The 15,681-nt window shown below is 61.1% G+C and carries 13 protein-coding genes and 1 pseudogene; 6 read left to right on the top strand and 8 right to left on the bottom strand.

The window, feature by feature from the left end; translation table 11 throughout:
- Positions 1 to 184: 184 nt before the first annotated feature.
- Positions 185 to 1,803, top strand: a pseudogene (locus POF45_RS13605) (BCCT family transporter).
- On the top strand, positions 1,775 to 2,125 hold the full coding sequence (locus POF45_RS13600; RefSeq protein ID WP_259497207.1) for a hypothetical protein: 351 nt from the start codon (positions 1,775 to 1,777) through the stop codon (positions 2,123 to 2,125). Before POF45_RS13605 ends, POF45_RS13600 begins: the two are co-directional and overlap by 29 nt.
- Positions 2,126 to 2,323: 198 nt before the next feature.
- On the opposite strand, the gene choV is transcribed toward POF45_RS13600, so the two are convergent.
- The 3 genes from choV to POF45_RS13585 form a co-directional block, all read right to left on the bottom strand.
- Entirely contained in the window at positions 2,324 to 3,502 is a 1,179-nt protein-coding gene (gene choV, locus POF45_RS13595; RefSeq protein WP_259497206.1) for a choline ABC transporter ATP-binding protein, read from the bottom strand.
- Positions 3,499 to 4,344, bottom strand: a complete 846-nt coding sequence (choW, locus tag POF45_RS13590) for a choline ABC transporter permease subunit (protein WP_259497205.1) — start codon at positions 4,342 to 4,344, stop codon at positions 3,499 to 3,501. The genes choV and choW overlap by 4 nt, the downstream gene beginning before the upstream one ends.
- Before the next feature lie 75 nt (positions 4,345 to 4,419).
- Positions 4,420 to 5,370, bottom strand: a complete 951-nt coding sequence (locus tag POF45_RS13585; protein WP_259497204.1) for a choline ABC transporter substrate-binding protein — start codon at positions 5,368 to 5,370, stop codon at positions 4,420 to 4,422.
- Between the two features lie 436 nt (positions 5,371 to 5,806).
- On the opposite strand from POF45_RS13585, the gene POF45_RS13580 reads away from it, so the two are divergent.
- Both POF45_RS13580 and gbdR read left to right on the top strand, forming a co-directional pair.
- The gene (locus tag POF45_RS13580) at positions 5,807 to 7,183 is read left to right on the top strand and encodes an L-serine ammonia-lyase (RefSeq protein WP_259497203.1); all 1,377 of its coding nucleotides are present in this window, start codon (positions 5,807 to 5,809) and stop codon (positions 7,181 to 7,183) included.
- A 602-nt stretch (positions 7,184 to 7,785) separates the two neighbouring features.
- A complete protein-coding gene (gbdR, locus tag POF45_RS13575) occupies positions 7,786 to 8,889 on the top strand; it encodes a choline metabolism transcriptional regulator GbdR (RefSeq protein WP_259497202.1) in 1,104 nt (367 codons plus the stop codon).
- 120 nt (positions 8,890 to 9,009) lie between these two features.
- Here gbdR and POF45_RS13570 read toward each other — a convergent pair whose 3' ends face one another.
- The 5 genes from POF45_RS13570 to POF45_RS13550 all read right to left on the bottom strand — a co-directional run bounded on the left by POF45_RS13570 (position 9,010) and on the right by POF45_RS13550 (position 13,279).
- Positions 9,010 to 9,273, bottom strand: a complete 264-nt coding sequence (locus tag POF45_RS13570) for a hypothetical protein (protein ID WP_259497201.1) — start codon at positions 9,271 to 9,273, stop codon at positions 9,010 to 9,012.
- Positions 9,274 to 9,657: 384 nt separating this feature from the next.
- On the bottom strand, positions 9,658 to 10,134 hold the full coding sequence (locus tag POF45_RS13565) for a thioesterase family protein (protein ID WP_259497200.1): 477 nt from the start codon (positions 10,132 to 10,134) through the stop codon (positions 9,658 to 9,660).
- Positions 10,135 to 10,258: 124 nt separating this feature from the next.
- Positions 10,259 to 11,224 (bottom strand): L-carnitine dehydrogenase, encoded by a 966-nt coding sequence (locus POF45_RS13560; protein WP_282315854.1) that lies wholly within the window; start codon positions 11,222 to 11,224, stop codon positions 10,259 to 10,261.
- Between the two features lie 147 nt (positions 11,225 to 11,371).
- Positions 11,372 to 12,259: a 3-dehydrocarnitine:acetyl-CoA trimethylamine transferase CdhC gene (cdhC, locus tag POF45_RS13555; RefSeq protein ID WP_282315853.1), complete on the bottom strand. Its 888-nt coding sequence runs from the start codon at positions 12,257 to 12,259 to the stop codon at positions 11,372 to 11,374.
- A gap of 75 nt (positions 12,260 to 12,334) precedes the next feature.
- Positions 12,335 to 13,279 (bottom strand): choline ABC transporter substrate-binding protein, encoded by a 945-nt coding sequence (locus POF45_RS13550; protein ID WP_259497197.1) that lies wholly within the window; start codon positions 13,277 to 13,279, stop codon positions 12,335 to 12,337.
- Between the two features lie 192 nt (positions 13,280 to 13,471).
- Between POF45_RS13550 and POF45_RS13545 the strand changes: the two genes are divergently transcribed.
- Together POF45_RS13545 and POF45_RS13540 are read left to right on the top strand one after the other, a co-directional pair.
- The gene (locus POF45_RS13545; protein WP_259503284.1) at positions 13,472 to 14,431 is read left to right on the top strand and encodes a GlxA family transcriptional regulator; all 960 of its coding nucleotides are present in this window, start codon (positions 13,472 to 13,474) and stop codon (positions 14,429 to 14,431) included.
- A gap of 68 nt (positions 14,432 to 14,499) precedes the next feature.
- Positions 14,500 to 15,681 (top strand): ATP-binding protein, encoded by a 1,182-nt coding sequence (locus POF45_RS13540; RefSeq protein WP_259497196.1) that lies wholly within the window; start codon positions 14,500 to 14,502, stop codon positions 15,679 to 15,681.

Raw genomic sequence — 15,681 nt, 5'->3', positions numbered from 1 at the left:
GTCCTGCGGTTTCGGGCTTTTTTCGGGGTGTCTTTATATCACCCACCGGTCGGCTGCCAACTAACCGATTGGTCGGGTAACGCGTTGCCTTGTGTTCTTCTCTCGCACTGCCTGGAGCATCTGTGCCATGAGTTCTGCCTCTCTTATAAAGACCCCACCCGAGAAGGTGACGGTCAACGGTTGGGTGTTCTACACCTCTACCGCGTTGATCCTGTTGTTGACCGCCATTCTGATCATCGCCCCGCAAGAGGCCGGCAGACTGCTCGGCATTGCCCAGGCCTGGTTGTCCCGCAGTTTCGGCTGGTACTACATGGTGGTAATCGCCGCCTATCTGGTATTCGTGGTCGGCCTGGCGTTCTCGTCCTACGGCAAGCTCAAGCTGGGCAGCAAGGACGACACCCCGGACTTCAGCTACGGCGCCTGGGCAGGGATGCTGTTCTCGTCGGGTATCGGCATCTCGCTGCTGTACTTCGGCGCTTCCGAGCCGCTGGACCACTACTTCAATCCGCCTGAAGGCGTTGCCGCCAGCAACATGGCCGCCCGTCAGGCCGTGCAACTGACATTCCTGCACTGGGGCCTGCATGGCTGGGCGATCTACGCACTGGTCGGCCTGGCGGTGGCGTACTTTGCCTACCGTCATAACCAGCCGCTGGCCCTGCGTTCGGCGCTGTATCCACTGGTGGGCGAGCGTTGGGTCAAAGGCGCGGCCGGTCACGCGGTGGACGGCTTCGGCATGTTCGTGACGCTGCTGGGTCTGGTGACGAACCTGGGGATCGGTTCGCTGCAAGTGTCCTCGGGCCTGGAAAACCTGTTCGGCATGGAGCACAGCAACACCAACCTGCTGATCGTGATCATCGTGATGAGCACCGTGGCGACCATCGCCGCCGTGTCCGGCGTGGAAAACGGCATCCGCCGTCTGTCCAACCTGAACATCGTGCTGTTCAGCGGCCTGCTGATTTTCGTGCTGCTGTTCGGCCCGACCCTGCACCTGCTCAACGGCTTCGTGCAGAACATCGGCGACTACCTGAACGGCGTGGTGCTGAAGACCTTCGACCTTTATGTGTACGAAGGCGACAACGCCAAGTCCGAGCGCTGGCTGGGCCTGTGGACCCTGTTCTACTGGGCCTGGTGGATTTCCTGGGCACCATTCGTGGGCATGTTCATCGCGCGTATTTCCCGTGGCCGTACCGTGCGTGAACTGGTCGCCGGCGTGCTGCTGATTCCGCTGGGTTTCACCCTGGCGTGGCTGTCGATCTTCGGTAACTCGGCACTGGACCTGGTGATGAACCAGGGCGCGGTGGAGCTTGGCAAGACGGCACTCGAGCAGCCGTCCATGGCGATCTACCAGCTGCTCGAGCATTACCCAGCGTCGAAAATCGTTATTGGCGTGTCGATCTTTGTCGGCTTCGTGCTGTTCCTGACCCCGGCGGATTCCGGCGCGGTGATGATGGCCAACCTGTCCTGCAAGGGCGGTAACGTCGACGAAGATGCGCCGCACTGGCTGCGGATTTTCTGGTCGGTGATTATCACCCTGGTGACCATCGGCCTGCTGTTCGCCGGTAACTTCGAAGCCATGCAAACCATGGTGGTGCTGGCCGGTCTGCCGTTCTCGGTGGTGCTGGTGCTGTTCATGTTCGGTTTGCACAAGGCCATGCGCCAGGACATGCAGATCGAGCAGGAACAAGCCGAGCTGGCGGCACGCGGTCGTCGTGGTTTCAGCGAACGCCTGACCCAACTGGACCTGCAACCGAGCCAGTCGATCGTCCAGCGCTTCATGGACAAACAGGTCAGCCCGGCCCTTGAAGACGCCGCGAGCCAAATGCGCGCTCAAGGCCTCAATGTGCAGACATTGCTGGGCAAGGCCAAGCGTTGCATGGGCCTGCGGATCGAGATGGAAGAGGGCAACCCTTTTGTTTACGAAGTGAGCCTGGACGGCTACCTGGCGACCCCGACCGAGTCGGCCCAGTCCGATGAGGCCCGCCAGCGTTACTATCGCGCCGAGGTGTATTTGCACAATGGCAGCCAGGACTATGACTTGATGGGCTTCACTCAGGATCAGATCACCCGCGATGTGCTCGATCAGTTTGAAAGCCATCGGCAGCTCCTTGGCCGGGTGTATAGCTAAAGCTTGATGGGGCACGGTGTTTCGGTCTGAAGCACCGCGCCGCATTCTTCGCGAGCAAGCCCGCTCCCACAGGTGACCGAGTTCCAATGTGGGAGCGGGCTTGCTCGCGAAGGGGCCATCAGCCACAACGTCATTTGCCCCGATATCCCGTAAACAAAAACGCCGCGATCCTCTCGCGGCGTTTTTGTGTCTGTGGGCTTAGCCCAGGTTCTTGCCGAGCAGCGCGTGGTACAGCTCGCTGTCGCCGAGAATCCCCACCACATGGTTGTTGTCGTGCAGCACCAGTTTGTTGCCGGTCTGATATCGGATCTGCAACGCATCGCGCATGCCGATGTTGGAGTCCACCAGCGTTGGCCGGCGGCCCAGGCCTTCAACCGCTTGCCCTGGCGCCCAGTTCTGCAAGTCCAGCGCCGAGCCGTTCTGCCGTGCGCCCTTGATGGTGTTGCCTTCGGCCAGGTCCAGCCAGGAATCGCCGCCCGGGTCCAGGCACACCGAACCGTTGATGCGTTTGCAGTTGTCCAGCGTGCGCATCAGGCTGCGTCCGCACAGCACGTTCAGCGGGTTGGTGTGGGCAACGAAGGTGCGTACGTAGTCGTCGGCGGGGTTCAATACGATCTCTTCCGGCACGCTGTACTGAACGATGCGGCCGTCTTTCATGATCGCGATACGGCTGCCGAGTTTCAGCGCTTCATCAAGGTCGTGGCTCACGAACACGATGGTTTTGTTGAGCTTGCTTTGCAGTTCCAGCAGTTCGTCTTGCAGGCCCTGGCGGATCAGCGGATCGAGTGCCGAGAACGGTTCGTCCATCAGCAGAATGTCGGCGTCCATCGCCAGCGCACGGGCCAGGCCCACACGTTGCTGCATGCCGCCCGAGAGCTCGTCGGGTTTCTTGTTGCGCCACTGGGTCAGGCCCACCAGCTCCAGCTTGTCGTCCACCAGCTTGCGCCGTTCCTTTTCCGGACGGCCCTGCATTTCCAGGCCGAAGCTGATGTTCTCGCGCACCGTCAGCCACGGCATCAGGGCGAACTTCTGGAACACCATGGCGATGCGCTGGGTGCGCATCATTTTCAGTTCCGCCGGGGTGCAGGAGGCAATGTCGATCTGCTTGCCTTCATGCTCGACGAACAACTTGCCACGGCTCACGGTGTTCAGGCCGTTGATGCAGCGCAACAGGCTGGATTTGCCGGAACCGGACAAGCCCATCAGGACGCAGATTTCACCTTTCTCGATGTCCAGGCTGGCCTTTTCAACGCCGACAATCTGCCCGGTCTTTTTCAGGATCTCGTTACGGGTCATGCCCTGATCCAGCAGCTTGAGGGCGGCGCGTGGATCCTTGGCGAAAATGACGTCGACGTCTTCGAAGCGAATAATGCTCATGCGTCACCCCCTACTTTGGCTTCGGGTTGTTTGCAGATACGGTCGAGCATGATGGCCAACAACACGATCGCCAGCCCGGCTTCGAAGCCCAGGGCGATGTCAGCGGTGTTCAGGGCGTTGACCACGGGCTTGCCCAGGCCGTCGGCGCCCACCAGTGCGGCGATCACCACCATCGACAACGACAGCATGATGCACTGGGTGATGCCGGCGGCGATGCTCGGCATGGCGTGGGGCAGTTCGATACGCGAGAGCAGTTGACGGCGCGAGCAGCCGAAGGCCTTGCCGGCGTCCATCAGTTCTTGCGGGACATCGCGGATGCCCAGGTAGGTCAGGCGGATAGGCGCGGCAATCGCGAACACCACCGTGGAGATCAGACCCGGGACCACACCCAGCCCGAAGAGGGTCAGGGTCGGAATGAGGTACACGAAGGTCGGCACGGTCTGCATCAGATCGAGCACCGGACGCATCAGTGTGTAGAACATCGGCTTGTGCGCGGCGACGATGCCCAGCGGCACGCCGATGACCACGCAGACCAGGGTGGCGAACAACACCTGGGCCAGGGTTTCCATGGTTTCCTGCCAATACCCCAGATTGTGGATCAGCAGGAAGGAGAGGATGACGAATACTGTCAGGCCCCATTTGCGTTGGATGAAGTGAGCCAGCAGTGCGATGAGCCCGATCAGTGCAAATGGGTTGAACCAGGTCAACGCGAACGTCACGCCGTGGATCATCGTTTCCAGTGTCACGGCGATTGCGTCGAAGGTGCTGGCGCCGTGTTGCGTCAACCATTCAACGAAGCCCGCGATGTACTGGCCTAAGGGGATTTTCTGATCAATCAGCATGGTAGTGAACGTCCGCATGCAAGGAATAAACAGCCCGGGTGGGCGAACCCACCCGGCGTAAGCATTCTTACTGGGTTAAGGCGTCGCTAGCTTGGCTTTCACGGCTGCAAGGCCTGGTTTACCGTCAATGGTGGTCACGCCAGCGAGCCAGGTATCAAGCACCTGTGGATTCTTTTGCAGCCAGGCCTTGGCCGCCGCTTCAGGTTTCATCTTGTCGTCCAGGATGTTGCCCATCAGCGAGCTTTCCATGTCGACGGTGAATTCCAGGTTTTTCAGCAACTGACCCACGTTGCTGCATTCCTGGGAGTAGCCCTTGCGGGTGTTGGTCAGGACGGTAGCGGCGCCGAAGTCCGGGCCGAAGAAGTCGTCACCGCCGGTGAGGTACTGGATCTTGAAGCGCTTGTTCATCGGGTGCGGCGCCCAGCCGAGGAACACCACGGCGGTGTCGCGTTTCTGCGCGCGATCCACTTGCGAGAGCATGCCCGCTTCGCTGGATTCGACAACCTTGAAGCCGGCGTCTTTCAAGCCGAAGGCGTTCTTGTCGATCATGGTCTGGATCAGACGGTTGCCGTCGTTGCCCGGCTCGATCCCGTAGATCTTGCCGTCCAGTTCCTTCTTGAATTTGGCGATGTCGGCGAAGTCATGCAGCCCTTTGTCGTACAGCGCCTGCGGTACGGCGAGGGTGTACTTGGCGCCCTTTAGGTTGATGCGCACGGTGTCCACGGTGCCCGCATCGCGGTAGGCCTTGATGTCGTTCTCCATGGTCGGCATCCAGTTGCCGAGGAACACGTCCATGTTCTTGCCGTCGGCCAGGGACTTGTAGGTCACCGGTACGGAAATCATCGTGGTCTTGGTTTTGTAGCCCAGGGCGTTGAGCACGACGCTGGTGGTGGCGGTGGTAGCGGTGATGTCGGTCCAGCCGACATCAGAGAAGTTCACGGTACTGCACTGGGCCGGTTCTGCGGCTTGAGCCAGAAACGGCAGACTCAGCATGGCGGCCAACAACAACGACGGGGAACCTTTCATGGGTGGACTCCTTTGTGTTTTTTTTGGCAGTGTTCCGACTGGACCACCGCACTTATGGGTTGCGGTTGGATGGCGTTCTGGAGACAGCTTTACCACGGCGCCTTGCAATCGAGTCGATACGATCATGTACCAGTGAAAATCTGACGCCTACAGGGTGCGTCGTAACCAGTACAGGGATGGTCGTATCCAGTGTCGGTGAGGTCGTTTACAGCTAGTTTCGGCCTTTTTTACTCCTCTGAACCGTAAAAAAACCGTGAAAACGAAGCGCCAGCGACTCACGGCGTTGGTGGGCATGAGTGCGTCGGTGTGAGACGTCGAACGACTGGGCAAAAGCCCGATGATGCGGCCATCCCGGCGGATTGCAGCTTCAGAGTAGCAGCTCCGTCACCGGGCGCTTCTGCGCCTGGCGTTGGTCCATCCAGGAGTTTTGGCAGTCATGGCAATCAGCGTTTTCGACCTGTTCAAGATCGGCATCGGCCCCTCCAGTTCCCACACGGTGGGGCCGATGCGCGCCGCCGCATTGTTCGTCGAATCGCTGCGCGACAAGCACCTGCTGGAGCAGGTGCGGCGGGTTGAAGTGCAGTTGTACGGCTCGTTGTCGGCCACCGGCATCGGTCATGGCAGCGACAACGCGGTGATCATGGGCTTGATGGGCGAATGGCCGGATGCGATTGACCCGTCGCAAATCGGCATCCGCATCGACACCCTGCGCGAAACCCATACGTTGTTGCTCGACGGTCGTCTGTCGGTGCCGTTCATTTGGGCGCGAGACATGCGCCTGATCGACGAGAACCTGCCGTTCCACCCCAATGCCATGACCCTGATCGTTGAGGGTGAGTACGGCGAGTTGCATCGTGACACCTATTATTCGGTCGGCGGCGGGTTCGTCGTCGATGAGGCGCAGGCTGCAAGCGGCGTGGTGGATCTGGACCGCACCGTGTTGCCTTATGACTTCTCCAGCGCCGTGGAGCTGCTCGAACTCTGTCAGACCCACAACCTGCGGGTGGCCGAGCTGATGCTGGCCAACGAGAAAGTCTGGCGCAGTGAAGAAGAAATTCGCGCCGGCCTGATGAAGCTCTGGCGTGCCATGCAAGATTGCGTGGAGCAGGGCCTCAAGCACGAAGGCATTTTGCCGGGCGGCCTGAATGTGCGACGCCGCGCGGCCCGGCTGCATCGCAGCTTGCAGGAGCTGAACAAACCCAATGTGATCGGCTCGACCCTCAGCGCCATGGAGTGGGTCAACCTGTTTGCCCTGGCGGTCAACGAAGAGAACGCGGCCGGCGGGCGCATGGTCACCGCACCCACCAATGGCGCAGCGGGAATCATCCCGGCGGTGTTGCACTACTTCATGAAGTTCAGCGAAGTGGTGACCGACGCCAACGTCGTCGACTATTTTCTTGGTGCGGCGGCGGTGGGCATTCTGTGTAAAAAGAACGCCTCGATTTCCGGGGCCGAAGTCGGTTGCCAGGGCGAAGTCGGTTCGGCCTGCGCCATGGCCGCGGCGGGGTTGGCGGAAATCCTCGGCGCCACGCCGGAGCAACTGTGCAACGCGGCGGAAATCGGCCTGGAACACAACCTCGGCCTGACCTGCGACCCGGTCGGCGGCCTGGTGCAAGTGCCGTGTATCGAGCGCAATGCGATTGCGGCAGTGAAAGCGATCAATGCGGCGCAGATGGCCTTGCGCGGCGATGGTCAGCATTTCATTTCGCTGGATCGGGTGATCCGCACCATGCGCGATACCGGGGCAGACATGCATGACAAATATAAAGAGACATCGCGGGGCGGGTTGGCGGTGAGTGCGGTGGAGTGTTGAGACCCCTTGGCTCACTGATGAAGTGATTTTCTGTGGCGAGGGAGCTTGCTCCCGCTCGACTGCGCAGCAGCCGCAAAGCTATATCTGAAAGAATTCGGTTGCAGGTTTCAGGGCCGCTTCACGCCCCAGCGGGAGCAAGCTCCCTCGCCACAAAGAACTAGTTTGCCCCACCAGACCAGTCAAAACTGCGCGCTAAGTGAACACACGCTCCAACAAGCGCCACGTTTTAGCGCGTCGCAATCAGACAAGCCGCTGTTTCCACCATCGTCCACCCCACGCCTTCCCGACCACTCGTCACCCGTGCTTGTGGTGACACTCTCGCCCAGCCTTTCACTGCCCCCGTTCCCACAAGTGCTACCGATTTGCTCACCGGCCACGGGGCAGGGCATCGGTGGGAATTGATGGCGCTTTAATTCCTTACTCCTGACGTGTCATATCCAGACACATCCCGACGTCGTTTTCAGGAGTTATTGAACGCTCATTCAATTTCAGGCATGGCAATTGCTCTGTCATTACAAAGCCCGTCTCCCACCCGAGAACGATGGCAATAACAAGAGCCTCCGCCTGAGGCCATCACCCGCTTTGTGTGAGGAGATACCGCGATGACGTCGTTCAACTCCGGGGCTCAACCCCAGAACCGTGCGCCTCAATCCATCGGCTTTTTGCTGCTGGACAATTTCACGCTGATTTCTCTGGCCTCCGCAGTGGAACCCCTGCGCATGGCCAACCAATTGTCCGGTCGCGAGCTGTATCGCTGGACGACCCTCACCGTTGACGGTGGCCAGGTCTGGGCCAGTGACGGTCTACAGATCACCCCCGATTGCTCCATGCACAAGGCGCCCGCCCTGGACACCGTGATTGTCTGCGGCGGTATCGGCATTCAACGCACCGTCACCCGCGAACACGTGTCATGGCTGCAAAGCCAGGCGCGTCAGTCCCGTCGTCTGGGCGCAGTGTGCACCGGCAGCTGGGCCCTGGCGTGCGCCGGTCTGCTCGACGGTTTTGATTGCAGCGTGCACTGGGAATGCCTGGCCTCGATGCAGGAAGCCTTTCCTCGTGTGGCGATGAGTACGCGCCTGTTCACCCTCGACCGTAACCGCTTCACCAGCTCCGGTGGTACCGCGCCGCTGGACATGATGCTGCACCTGATCAGCCGCGATCACGGGCGTGAACTGTCCGCCGCCATTTCGGAAATGTTTGTCTACGAGCGCATCCGCAACGAACAGGATCACCAGCGTGTGCCGCTCAAGCACATGCTCGGCACCAACCAGCCGAAGTTGCAGGAAATCGTCGCTCTGATGGAAGCCAACCTCGAAGAGCCGATCGACCTCGACGAACTGGCGGTGTACGTCGCCGTGTCTCGTCGGCAACTGGAGCGGCTGTTCCAGAAATACCTGCACTGCTCGCCGTCGCGCTACTACCTGAAACTGCGGCTGATTCGTGCTCGGCAGTTGCTCAAGCAGACACCGATGTCGATCATCGAAGTGGCGTCGGTGTGCGGCTTTGTCTCCACCCCACACTTCTCCAAGTGTTACCGCGAGTACTTCGGCATTCCGCCGCGTGACGAGCGCGTAGGCTCCAACACCACGCAGCAAGTGGCAATGATGCCGTTGCCGCAAGCGATGGTGCTGTCACCGTTGTCCGGGCCGTTGTCGGCGTTGAGTCAGGCGCGTAACGAGTCGACGTTTGCCAGCGTAAGGCTCTAGACCGAGACGGCTCCATTCGCGAGCAGGCTCGATCCCACAGTTGACCGAGTTCTCCCATGGGAACGGGTTCGACTGTGGGAGAGGCGGTGCGACATTCGGCTTGCTCGCGAAGGCGTCCTGTCAGGCGCTACGGCTCTGGATGAATGGCACGAGGGCTGGCAATAACTGCTTGTCGATCGCCTGACGCACCGCCGGCAATATCGTGGCGTTGCCCGTCAGCATTTTCTCGACCATGCCCTTGAGCGCTTTGGCCCGCGCGTCGTTCAAACCACGCACCGCACATTCACAGGCCTGGTCCGGCGTGGCACCTGCTGGCATATCAAACCCCAGGGCTCGCAGCTGGCTCAGCAGATCATCCTGGTCAATCAAATCGGCGTGCATCATGACGCAATCCTTCTTCAGGGAACGGTGTCGTGACTCGATTCTGGTAGTGGCACGGGGTGTCGGCAAGGACCAAATGCCGCAGTGGCTGCCATACCTATGAACAGGTCGTTTTCGGCTAACTTGCCCTGGCGGCGAATGGGCACACTGGATTCAGCTGGCGACACGACGGTTTGGTCACCCTCGGGCAACAGCTCCTCAGACAGTACACCCTGCCTCGATCCTGTCACGGCTTGATCGGGGCTTTTTTTTGCCTGTGAGTCAGGAAGATATGTGGTGCTGGGGCGGGCGCCATCGCGAGCAAGCTCGCTCCCACAGTTGACCGAGTTCTCTCAGAAGAATGCGGTTAAATGTGGGAGCGGGCTTGCTCGCGAAGAACGATGACGCTTATTTCTGCGGAGGAAGGGCAATCACCCGGCCAATGTAGTCCGGGACGGGCAGGTCGCTCTGCCCGTCAACGATGGCTTGCAGCTTGCTCAGGGTTGCTTCGCTGAACGGTGCCGAACGCGGCCCGGCCAGATCGACGTGCAGCAGCATTTGTTCATTGCCCGCCAGCGCCTTGTCGCCGCCCACCAGGTGCAGGCTGTGATAGAGGTGCAGGCGTTTCTGGTCGTGGGCGATGATTTGCGTGCGCACCTCGACTTCGGCATCGAGCTTCACTTCGTGCAGGTAGTTGAGGTGCAGTTCCAGGGTGAACAGCGAGTGACCGCTGGCTTCGCGGTTGTTGCTGTCCATCCCCAGGCGATCCATCAGCGCGTCGGTGGCGTAACTGAAGATCAGCAGGTAGAACGCATCGCGCAGGTGACCGTTGTAGTCGACCCAGTCGGGGATGATTCTGGTTTGGTAGGTGGTGAGGGTGGGCATGGTTCATGTTCCGATAGGGAGGGTGACTGGCCTGGCCCTATCGCGAGCAGACTCGCTCCCACCATGGAACTCGGTCAACTGTGGGAGCGAGCTTGCTCGCGAATGGGCCGGACCTGCTGACGATTTACTCGCTGAAGGCCATCCCGTGTTTCTCTTTGGTGGACCTCACCGCCTCCAGCACCGCCAGCAAGCAATCATCACGATAGCGCTCCAGCGCCGGGATGCTGCGCTCGCCCAACTGCTCGCTGGTCCCATCTACCACATCATCAATCAGCTTGTCGGTCAGCTCCGGTGCCGGCAGATACGTCCACGGCAGCTGCAACGCCGGGCCGAACTGCGCCATGAAGTGCCGCATCCCGGCATCGCCACCGGCCAGGGTGTAGGTCAGGAACGTGCCCATGAACGACCAGCGCAGGCCCGCGCCGAAGCGGATCGCATCATCAATCTCACCGGTGGTGGCCACGCCGTCGTTGACCAGGTGCAGCGCCTCACGCCATAGCGCTTCGAGCAGCCGGTCGGCGATAAAGCCGGGTACTTCCTTGCGCACATGCAGTGGACGCATGCCCAACGACTCATAGACGTTCATCGCCGCCTGCACCGCTTCGGGCGCGGTGTTCTTGCCGCCAACGACTTCCACCAATGGCAACAGATAAACCGGGTTGAACGGGTGCCCGACGACGCAGCGCTCCGGGTGCGTCGAACGCTCGTAGAACTCGCTCGGCAGCAGGCCCGAGGTGCTGGAGCCGATCAGCGCATTGGGCTTGGCCGCCGCGCTGATTTTGCTGTGCAGTTCCAGTTTCAGGTCCAGGCGTTCAGGTGCGCTTTCCTGGATGAAATCCGCGTCGCGCACGCATTCCTCGATGGTGGCGACGAAGCGCAGCCGCTCTTGCGACGCGCCGGGCGCCAGGCCCTGTTTCTCCAGCGCCCCCCAGGCGTTTGCGACGCGTTTGCGCAAGGCGGCTTCGGCGCCGGGCGCGGGGTCCCAGGCGACTACGTCCAGGCCATGGGCGAGGGCGCGCGCGACCCAGCCGCTGCCGATGACACCGCTGCCGAGTGCGGCGAAGGTTTTGATTTGGGTGATGAAGGTCATGGTGATTTCCTGAAGCGTTCGGTGATCCAGTGTGGGAGCGGGCTTGCCCGCGAAAGCGGAGTGTCAGTCGCCAAAAATGTCGGATGTGACGCCGCCTTCGCGAGCAGGCTCGCTCCCACAGGGGGGATGTGGGATGTGGGGTGTGGGTCAGCCGCGCTGAGTCAGGCCCATCTTTTTGCGGCCTTCAGCCGGGGTCAGCACCCGCGCCCCGAGGCGGCTGAGAATTTCCGAAGCGCGTTCCACCAACTGCCCATTGGTTGCCAACACACCCTTGTCCAGCCACAGATTGTCTTCCAGCCCGACCCGCACGTTGCCGCCCAGCAGCACCGCCTGCGCGGCCATCGGCATCTGCATGCGGCCAATACCGAAACCGGCCCAGACCGCGTCCGCTGGCAGGTTATCGACCATGGCTTTCATGGTGGTAGTGTCGGCCGGTGCGCCCCATGGAATGCCCAGGCAGAGCTGGAACAGCGGGTTGTCCAGCAGGCCTTCCTTGATCAGCTGCTTGGCGAACCACAGGTGACCGGTGTCGAAAATTTCCAGCTCGGCCTTCACGCCGAGCTCTTGAATACGTTTGGCGCCAGCACGCAGTTGGGCCGGGGTGGAGACGTAAATGGTGTCGCCATCGCCGAAGTTGAGGGTGCCGCAATCCAGGGTGCAGATTTCCGGTAGCAGCGCTTCGACGTGGGCCAGACGGGTCAAGGGGCCGACCAGATCAGTGTTCGGGCCGAACTCCATCGGGTTCTCGCCAGCGCCGATTTCCAGGTCGCCGCCCATGCCGGCGGTGAGGTTGACGATGATGTCCACGTCCGCCTCGCGGATGCGCTCCATCAGTTCTCGGTACAGCGCCACGTCACGGCTGAACTTGCCGGTTTGCGGATCACGCACATGGCAATGGACCACGGTGGCGCCGGCCTTGGCGGCTTCGACGGCAGCGGCGGCGATCTGTTTCGGGGTGACCGGCACATGCGGGCTGCGGGCGGTCGTGTCGCCAGCACCGGTGAGTGCGCAGGTGATGATGACGTCGTGGTTCATGAGGCGGTTTCCTTCAGGCGTGGTGTGTCCGGACGCAGCCCAGGCCGGGCTGCGAATCGGTGATTCATGTCGGGGTTATTTACGGGTCAGCTGCAGGTTGTCCGCCGCCGGCTTGCCATCGAAGGTGGTCACGCCTGCGAGCCAGCGCTGTTTGTCCTGCGGGTGATCCTTGAGCCACTGTTTGGCGGCTTCGAACGCGTCCTTGTGATCCAGCAGCGGCTGCATCATCCGGCTCTCGTCGGCGGCGGTGAATGTCAGGTTGTTGAGCAAACGACTGACGTTCGGGCATTGCTGCGCGTAGTTCGGCGCGGTGACCGTCCAGACGGTAGCCATGCCTTCGTTCGGGCCCAGGGCGTCGTCGCTGCCGGTGAGGTAGGTCATCTTCACGTTGACGTTCATCGGGTGCGGCGCCCAGCCGAAGAACACCACGGCTTCGTTGCGGCGCACGGCGCGATCCACGGCGGCGAGCATCCCGGCTTCGCTGGACTCGACCAACTGGAACTTGCCGAGGCCAAACTGGTTCTTGGCGATCATCGCCTTGATCTGGGTGTTGGCGCCGGAACCCGGTTCGATACCGTAGATCTTGCCGCCCAGTTCTTTTTCGAATTTGGCGATGTCGGCGAACGTCTTCAGGCCCTTGTCGGCCAGGTACGTCGGCACGGCAAGGGTGGCGCGGGCATCTTTGAGGCTTGGCGCTTCCAGCACCTTGACCTGTTTGCCATCGACGAACGGGGTGATGGTCTGCGTCATCAGCGGGTTCCAGTAGCCGAGGAACAGGTCCAGGCGCTGGTCGCGAATCCCGGCGAAGATGATCTGCTGGGAGGCGCTGGTCTGTTTGGTGTTATAGCCGAGGCCGTCGAGCAGCACCTGAGTCATGGCGCTGGTGGCGATCACGTCGGTCCAGTTGACCACGCCCATGCGCACGTTCTGGCACGCGGCGGGTTCGGCCGCCATGACGCTGGCGCTCAACAAAGCGGTGCTACTGAGTGCAAGAACACAGCGGGTGATCAGTCGTTTCATGTCGCGTTCCTCGGCAGGACGTTATTGTGGGTTCCGGCATCTGCGCACCGGTGATGCCAAGTTACGCAGCTGTCGGCCCGCAAAAGCGCACTACGGCGACCGGCTCTTGCACTGCAGCGACCTGCGCCCTTGAATGCCGTCGACAACTGGCGTATCAACGACCCCACGCTACCCGCCAACCGAGTGCGCTCCATGTCCCAGGATTTCTACTTCTTGTTGATGCCGGGCTTTTCGGCCATCGGTTTCATCTCCGCCATCGAACCGCTGCGGGTCGCCAATCGCTTTCGCGGTGAGCTGTATCGCTGGCATGTGCTGAGCGCGGACGGCGGGGCGGTGCTGGCGAGCAATGGCATGTCGGTCAACGCCGATGCCGCACTGGAACCGCTGAAGAAGGGCGCGACGCTGCTGGTGGTCGCCGGTTTCGAACCGCTGAAATTCGCCACCCCGGCGCTGGACCACTGGTTGCGCCGGCTGGACAACGAAGGCGTGACCCTCGGCGCTATCGACACCGGCAGTTTTGTCCTCGCCGAAGCCGGTCTGCTTGAGGGTCATCGCCTGACCCTGCACTGGGAAGCGATCGACGCGTTCAAGGAGTCCTATCCACAGCTCAGCGTCACCCAGGAGCTGTTCGAGATCGATCGCCGACGCATCACTTCAGCGGGCGGCACCGCCTCCATCGACCTGATGCTCGACCTGATCGCCCAGGCCCACGGCCCGGCGCTGGCGATTCAGGTCAGCGAGCAATTCGTGCTTGGGCGCATTCGCCCACGCAAAGACCACCAGCGCATGGAAGTCGCCACGCGCTACGGCATCAGCAACAAGAAACTGGTGCAGGTGATTGGCGAGATGGAACAGCACAGCGAGCCACCGCTGAGCACGCTGGCGCTGGCCGAATCGATCAGCGTCACCCGGCGCCAGCTGGAGCGCCTGTTTCGCCTGCACCTGAACGACACGCCGAGCAATTTCTACCTGCGCCTGCGCCTGGAGAAGGCCCGGCAATTGCTGCGCCAGACCGACATGAGCGTGCTGGAAGTGAGCATCGCCTGCGGGTTTGAATCGCCATCGTATTTCACCCGCAGCTATCGGGCGCGGTTTGCGCGGTGTCCGAGGGAGGATCGGCGGCGGTTGGGGGATGGACGGGAGGTGGTTTGACAGCTTTTTATACTCAATTATACTCACGACTATAAATTATACCTTCAGCCATAATTGAGTATAAAACCATGTCAAAGCCCACTGGTTTTGTGTTCCGCCGTCCCGAACTGGCTCGCAATATTGTCGATGGGCTGGTCGGTTCCGGAATTCAGAACTACACCTCAGGCCTGTTTCTGTCGGCGCCGCGGCGTACCGGGAAAAGTACTTTCCTGCGCGAAGACCTGATTCCTGAATGTGAAAGCCGGGGCTGGCTGGCGGTGTATGTCGACCTCTGGGCCAATAAAGACAAAGACCCGGCCGACCTGATTGCCTCCGCCATCGCCAGTGCATTGGTGCCGTTCGAGAAAGGCATTCGCAAACTGGCCAAGTCCATCGGCATCGAAAAACTCAGTTTCCTGCGCACCTTGTCCTGGGACTTCAGCAAGCCGCAATTGCCGGAAGGTGCCACGCTGACCCAGGCCCTGGAGTTGCTGCACCGCGCCGCTGGCAAGACCGTGGTGCTGGTGATTGACGAAGCCCAGCACGCCTTGACCACCGAGGCCGGGGTTAACGCAATGTTCGGGCTCAAGGCCGCTCGCGATCAGCTTAACCAAGGGCGAGAGGATGATGTCGGCGGTCTGCGGCTGGTGCTGACCGGGTCCAATCGAGACAAGCTCGCGCACTTGGTGCTCAGTCGAAATCAGCCCTTTTACGGGTCGAGCGTCACGCCGTTCCCGTTGTTGAACAAGGAGTTTACCAAGGCCTACACCGCTCATCTGAACGCTCATCTGGCGCAGACGAACCAATTTTCTGCCGACGACATCGATCAGGCTTTTGAACTGGTGGGGCGTCGCCCGGAAATGCTTCGAAGCATCATCGGTGAAGTGGCGCTCGAACTCGGCGAAGCGAGTAACCTGGGTGAGTTGTTGCGCAACAGCGCCGAGACGCTGCGAGCGGGCGTCTGGACCGAGTTCGAAAGCGCCTGGAACGCCCTGACGGTGCCGCAACGCGCGGTGCTGGAGGTGATGGTCGAACGTTCGAAAAACAACGAGCCCTTCGCGCCGTTCACCGATGCGACTCTGGTGGCGGTTGGCAAGGCACTCGAAGCCATGGGCAGCGACACGGTGCCGGGCACCCAGACGATTCAAGCCTGCATTGATGCCCTGCGCGAGAAAGAGCTGGTCTGGAAGTCGAGTCGCGGCGCGTATGCGCTGGAAGACAAGTCATTCGCCGACTGGCTCAAGCACTACCGCTCCCGGAAGTCCGGCTAA

Origin of the sequence: Pseudomonas fungipugnans (assembly GCF_029955235.1) — a bacterium.
Taxonomy (GTDB): Bacteria; Pseudomonadota; Gammaproteobacteria; order Pseudomonadales; family Pseudomonadaceae; genus Aquipseudomonas; species Aquipseudomonas fungipugnans.
Note: the sequence above shows the minus strand (reverse complement) of the source record. Positions and strands in the feature narration are given on the sequence as shown.

Excerpts from the sequence above, each read along its gene's own strand:
- POF45_RS13600 (WP_259497207.1), top strand. The coding sequence starts at position 1,775 with ATGGACAAACAGGTCAGCCCGGCCCTTGAAGACGCCGCGAGCCAAATG.
- choV (WP_259497206.1), bottom strand. The coding sequence starts at position 3,502 with ATGAGCATTATTCGCTTCGAAGACGTCGACGTCATTTTCGCCAAGGAT.
- choW (WP_259497205.1), bottom strand. The coding sequence starts at position 4,344 with ATGCTGATTGATCAGAAAATCCCCTTAGGCCAGTACATCGCGGGCTTC.
- POF45_RS13585 (WP_259497204.1), bottom strand. The coding sequence starts at position 5,370 with ATGAAAGGTTCCCCGTCGTTGTTGTTGGCCGCCATGCTGAGTCTGCCG.
- POF45_RS13580 (WP_259497203.1), top strand. The coding sequence starts at position 5,807 with ATGGCAATCAGCGTTTTCGACCTGTTCAAGATCGGCATCGGCCCCTCC.
- gbdR (WP_259497202.1), top strand. The coding sequence starts at position 7,786 with ATGACGTCGTTCAACTCCGGGGCTCAACCCCAGAACCGTGCGCCTCAA.
- POF45_RS13570 (WP_259497201.1), bottom strand. The coding sequence starts at position 9,273 with ATGATGCACGCCGATTTGATTGACCAGGATGATCTGCTGAGCCAGCTG.
- POF45_RS13565 (WP_259497200.1), bottom strand. The coding sequence starts at position 10,134 with ATGCCCACCCTCACCACCTACCAAACCAGAATCATCCCCGACTGGGTC.
- POF45_RS13560 (WP_282315854.1), bottom strand. The coding sequence starts at position 11,224 with ATGACCTTCATCACCCAAATCAAAACCTTCGCCGCACTCGGCAGCGGT.
- cdhC (WP_282315853.1), bottom strand. The coding sequence starts at position 12,259 with ATGAACCACGACGTCATCATCACCTGCGCACTCACCGGTGCTGGCGAC.
- POF45_RS13550 (WP_259497197.1), bottom strand. The coding sequence starts at position 13,279 with ATGAAACGACTGATCACCCGCTGTGTTCTTGCACTCAGTAGCACCGCT.
- POF45_RS13545 (WP_259503284.1), top strand. The coding sequence starts at position 13,472 with ATGTCCCAGGATTTCTACTTCTTGTTGATGCCGGGCTTTTCGGCCATC.
- POF45_RS13540 (WP_259497196.1), top strand. The coding sequence starts at position 14,500 with ATGTCAAAGCCCACTGGTTTTGTGTTCCGCCGTCCCGAACTGGCTCGC.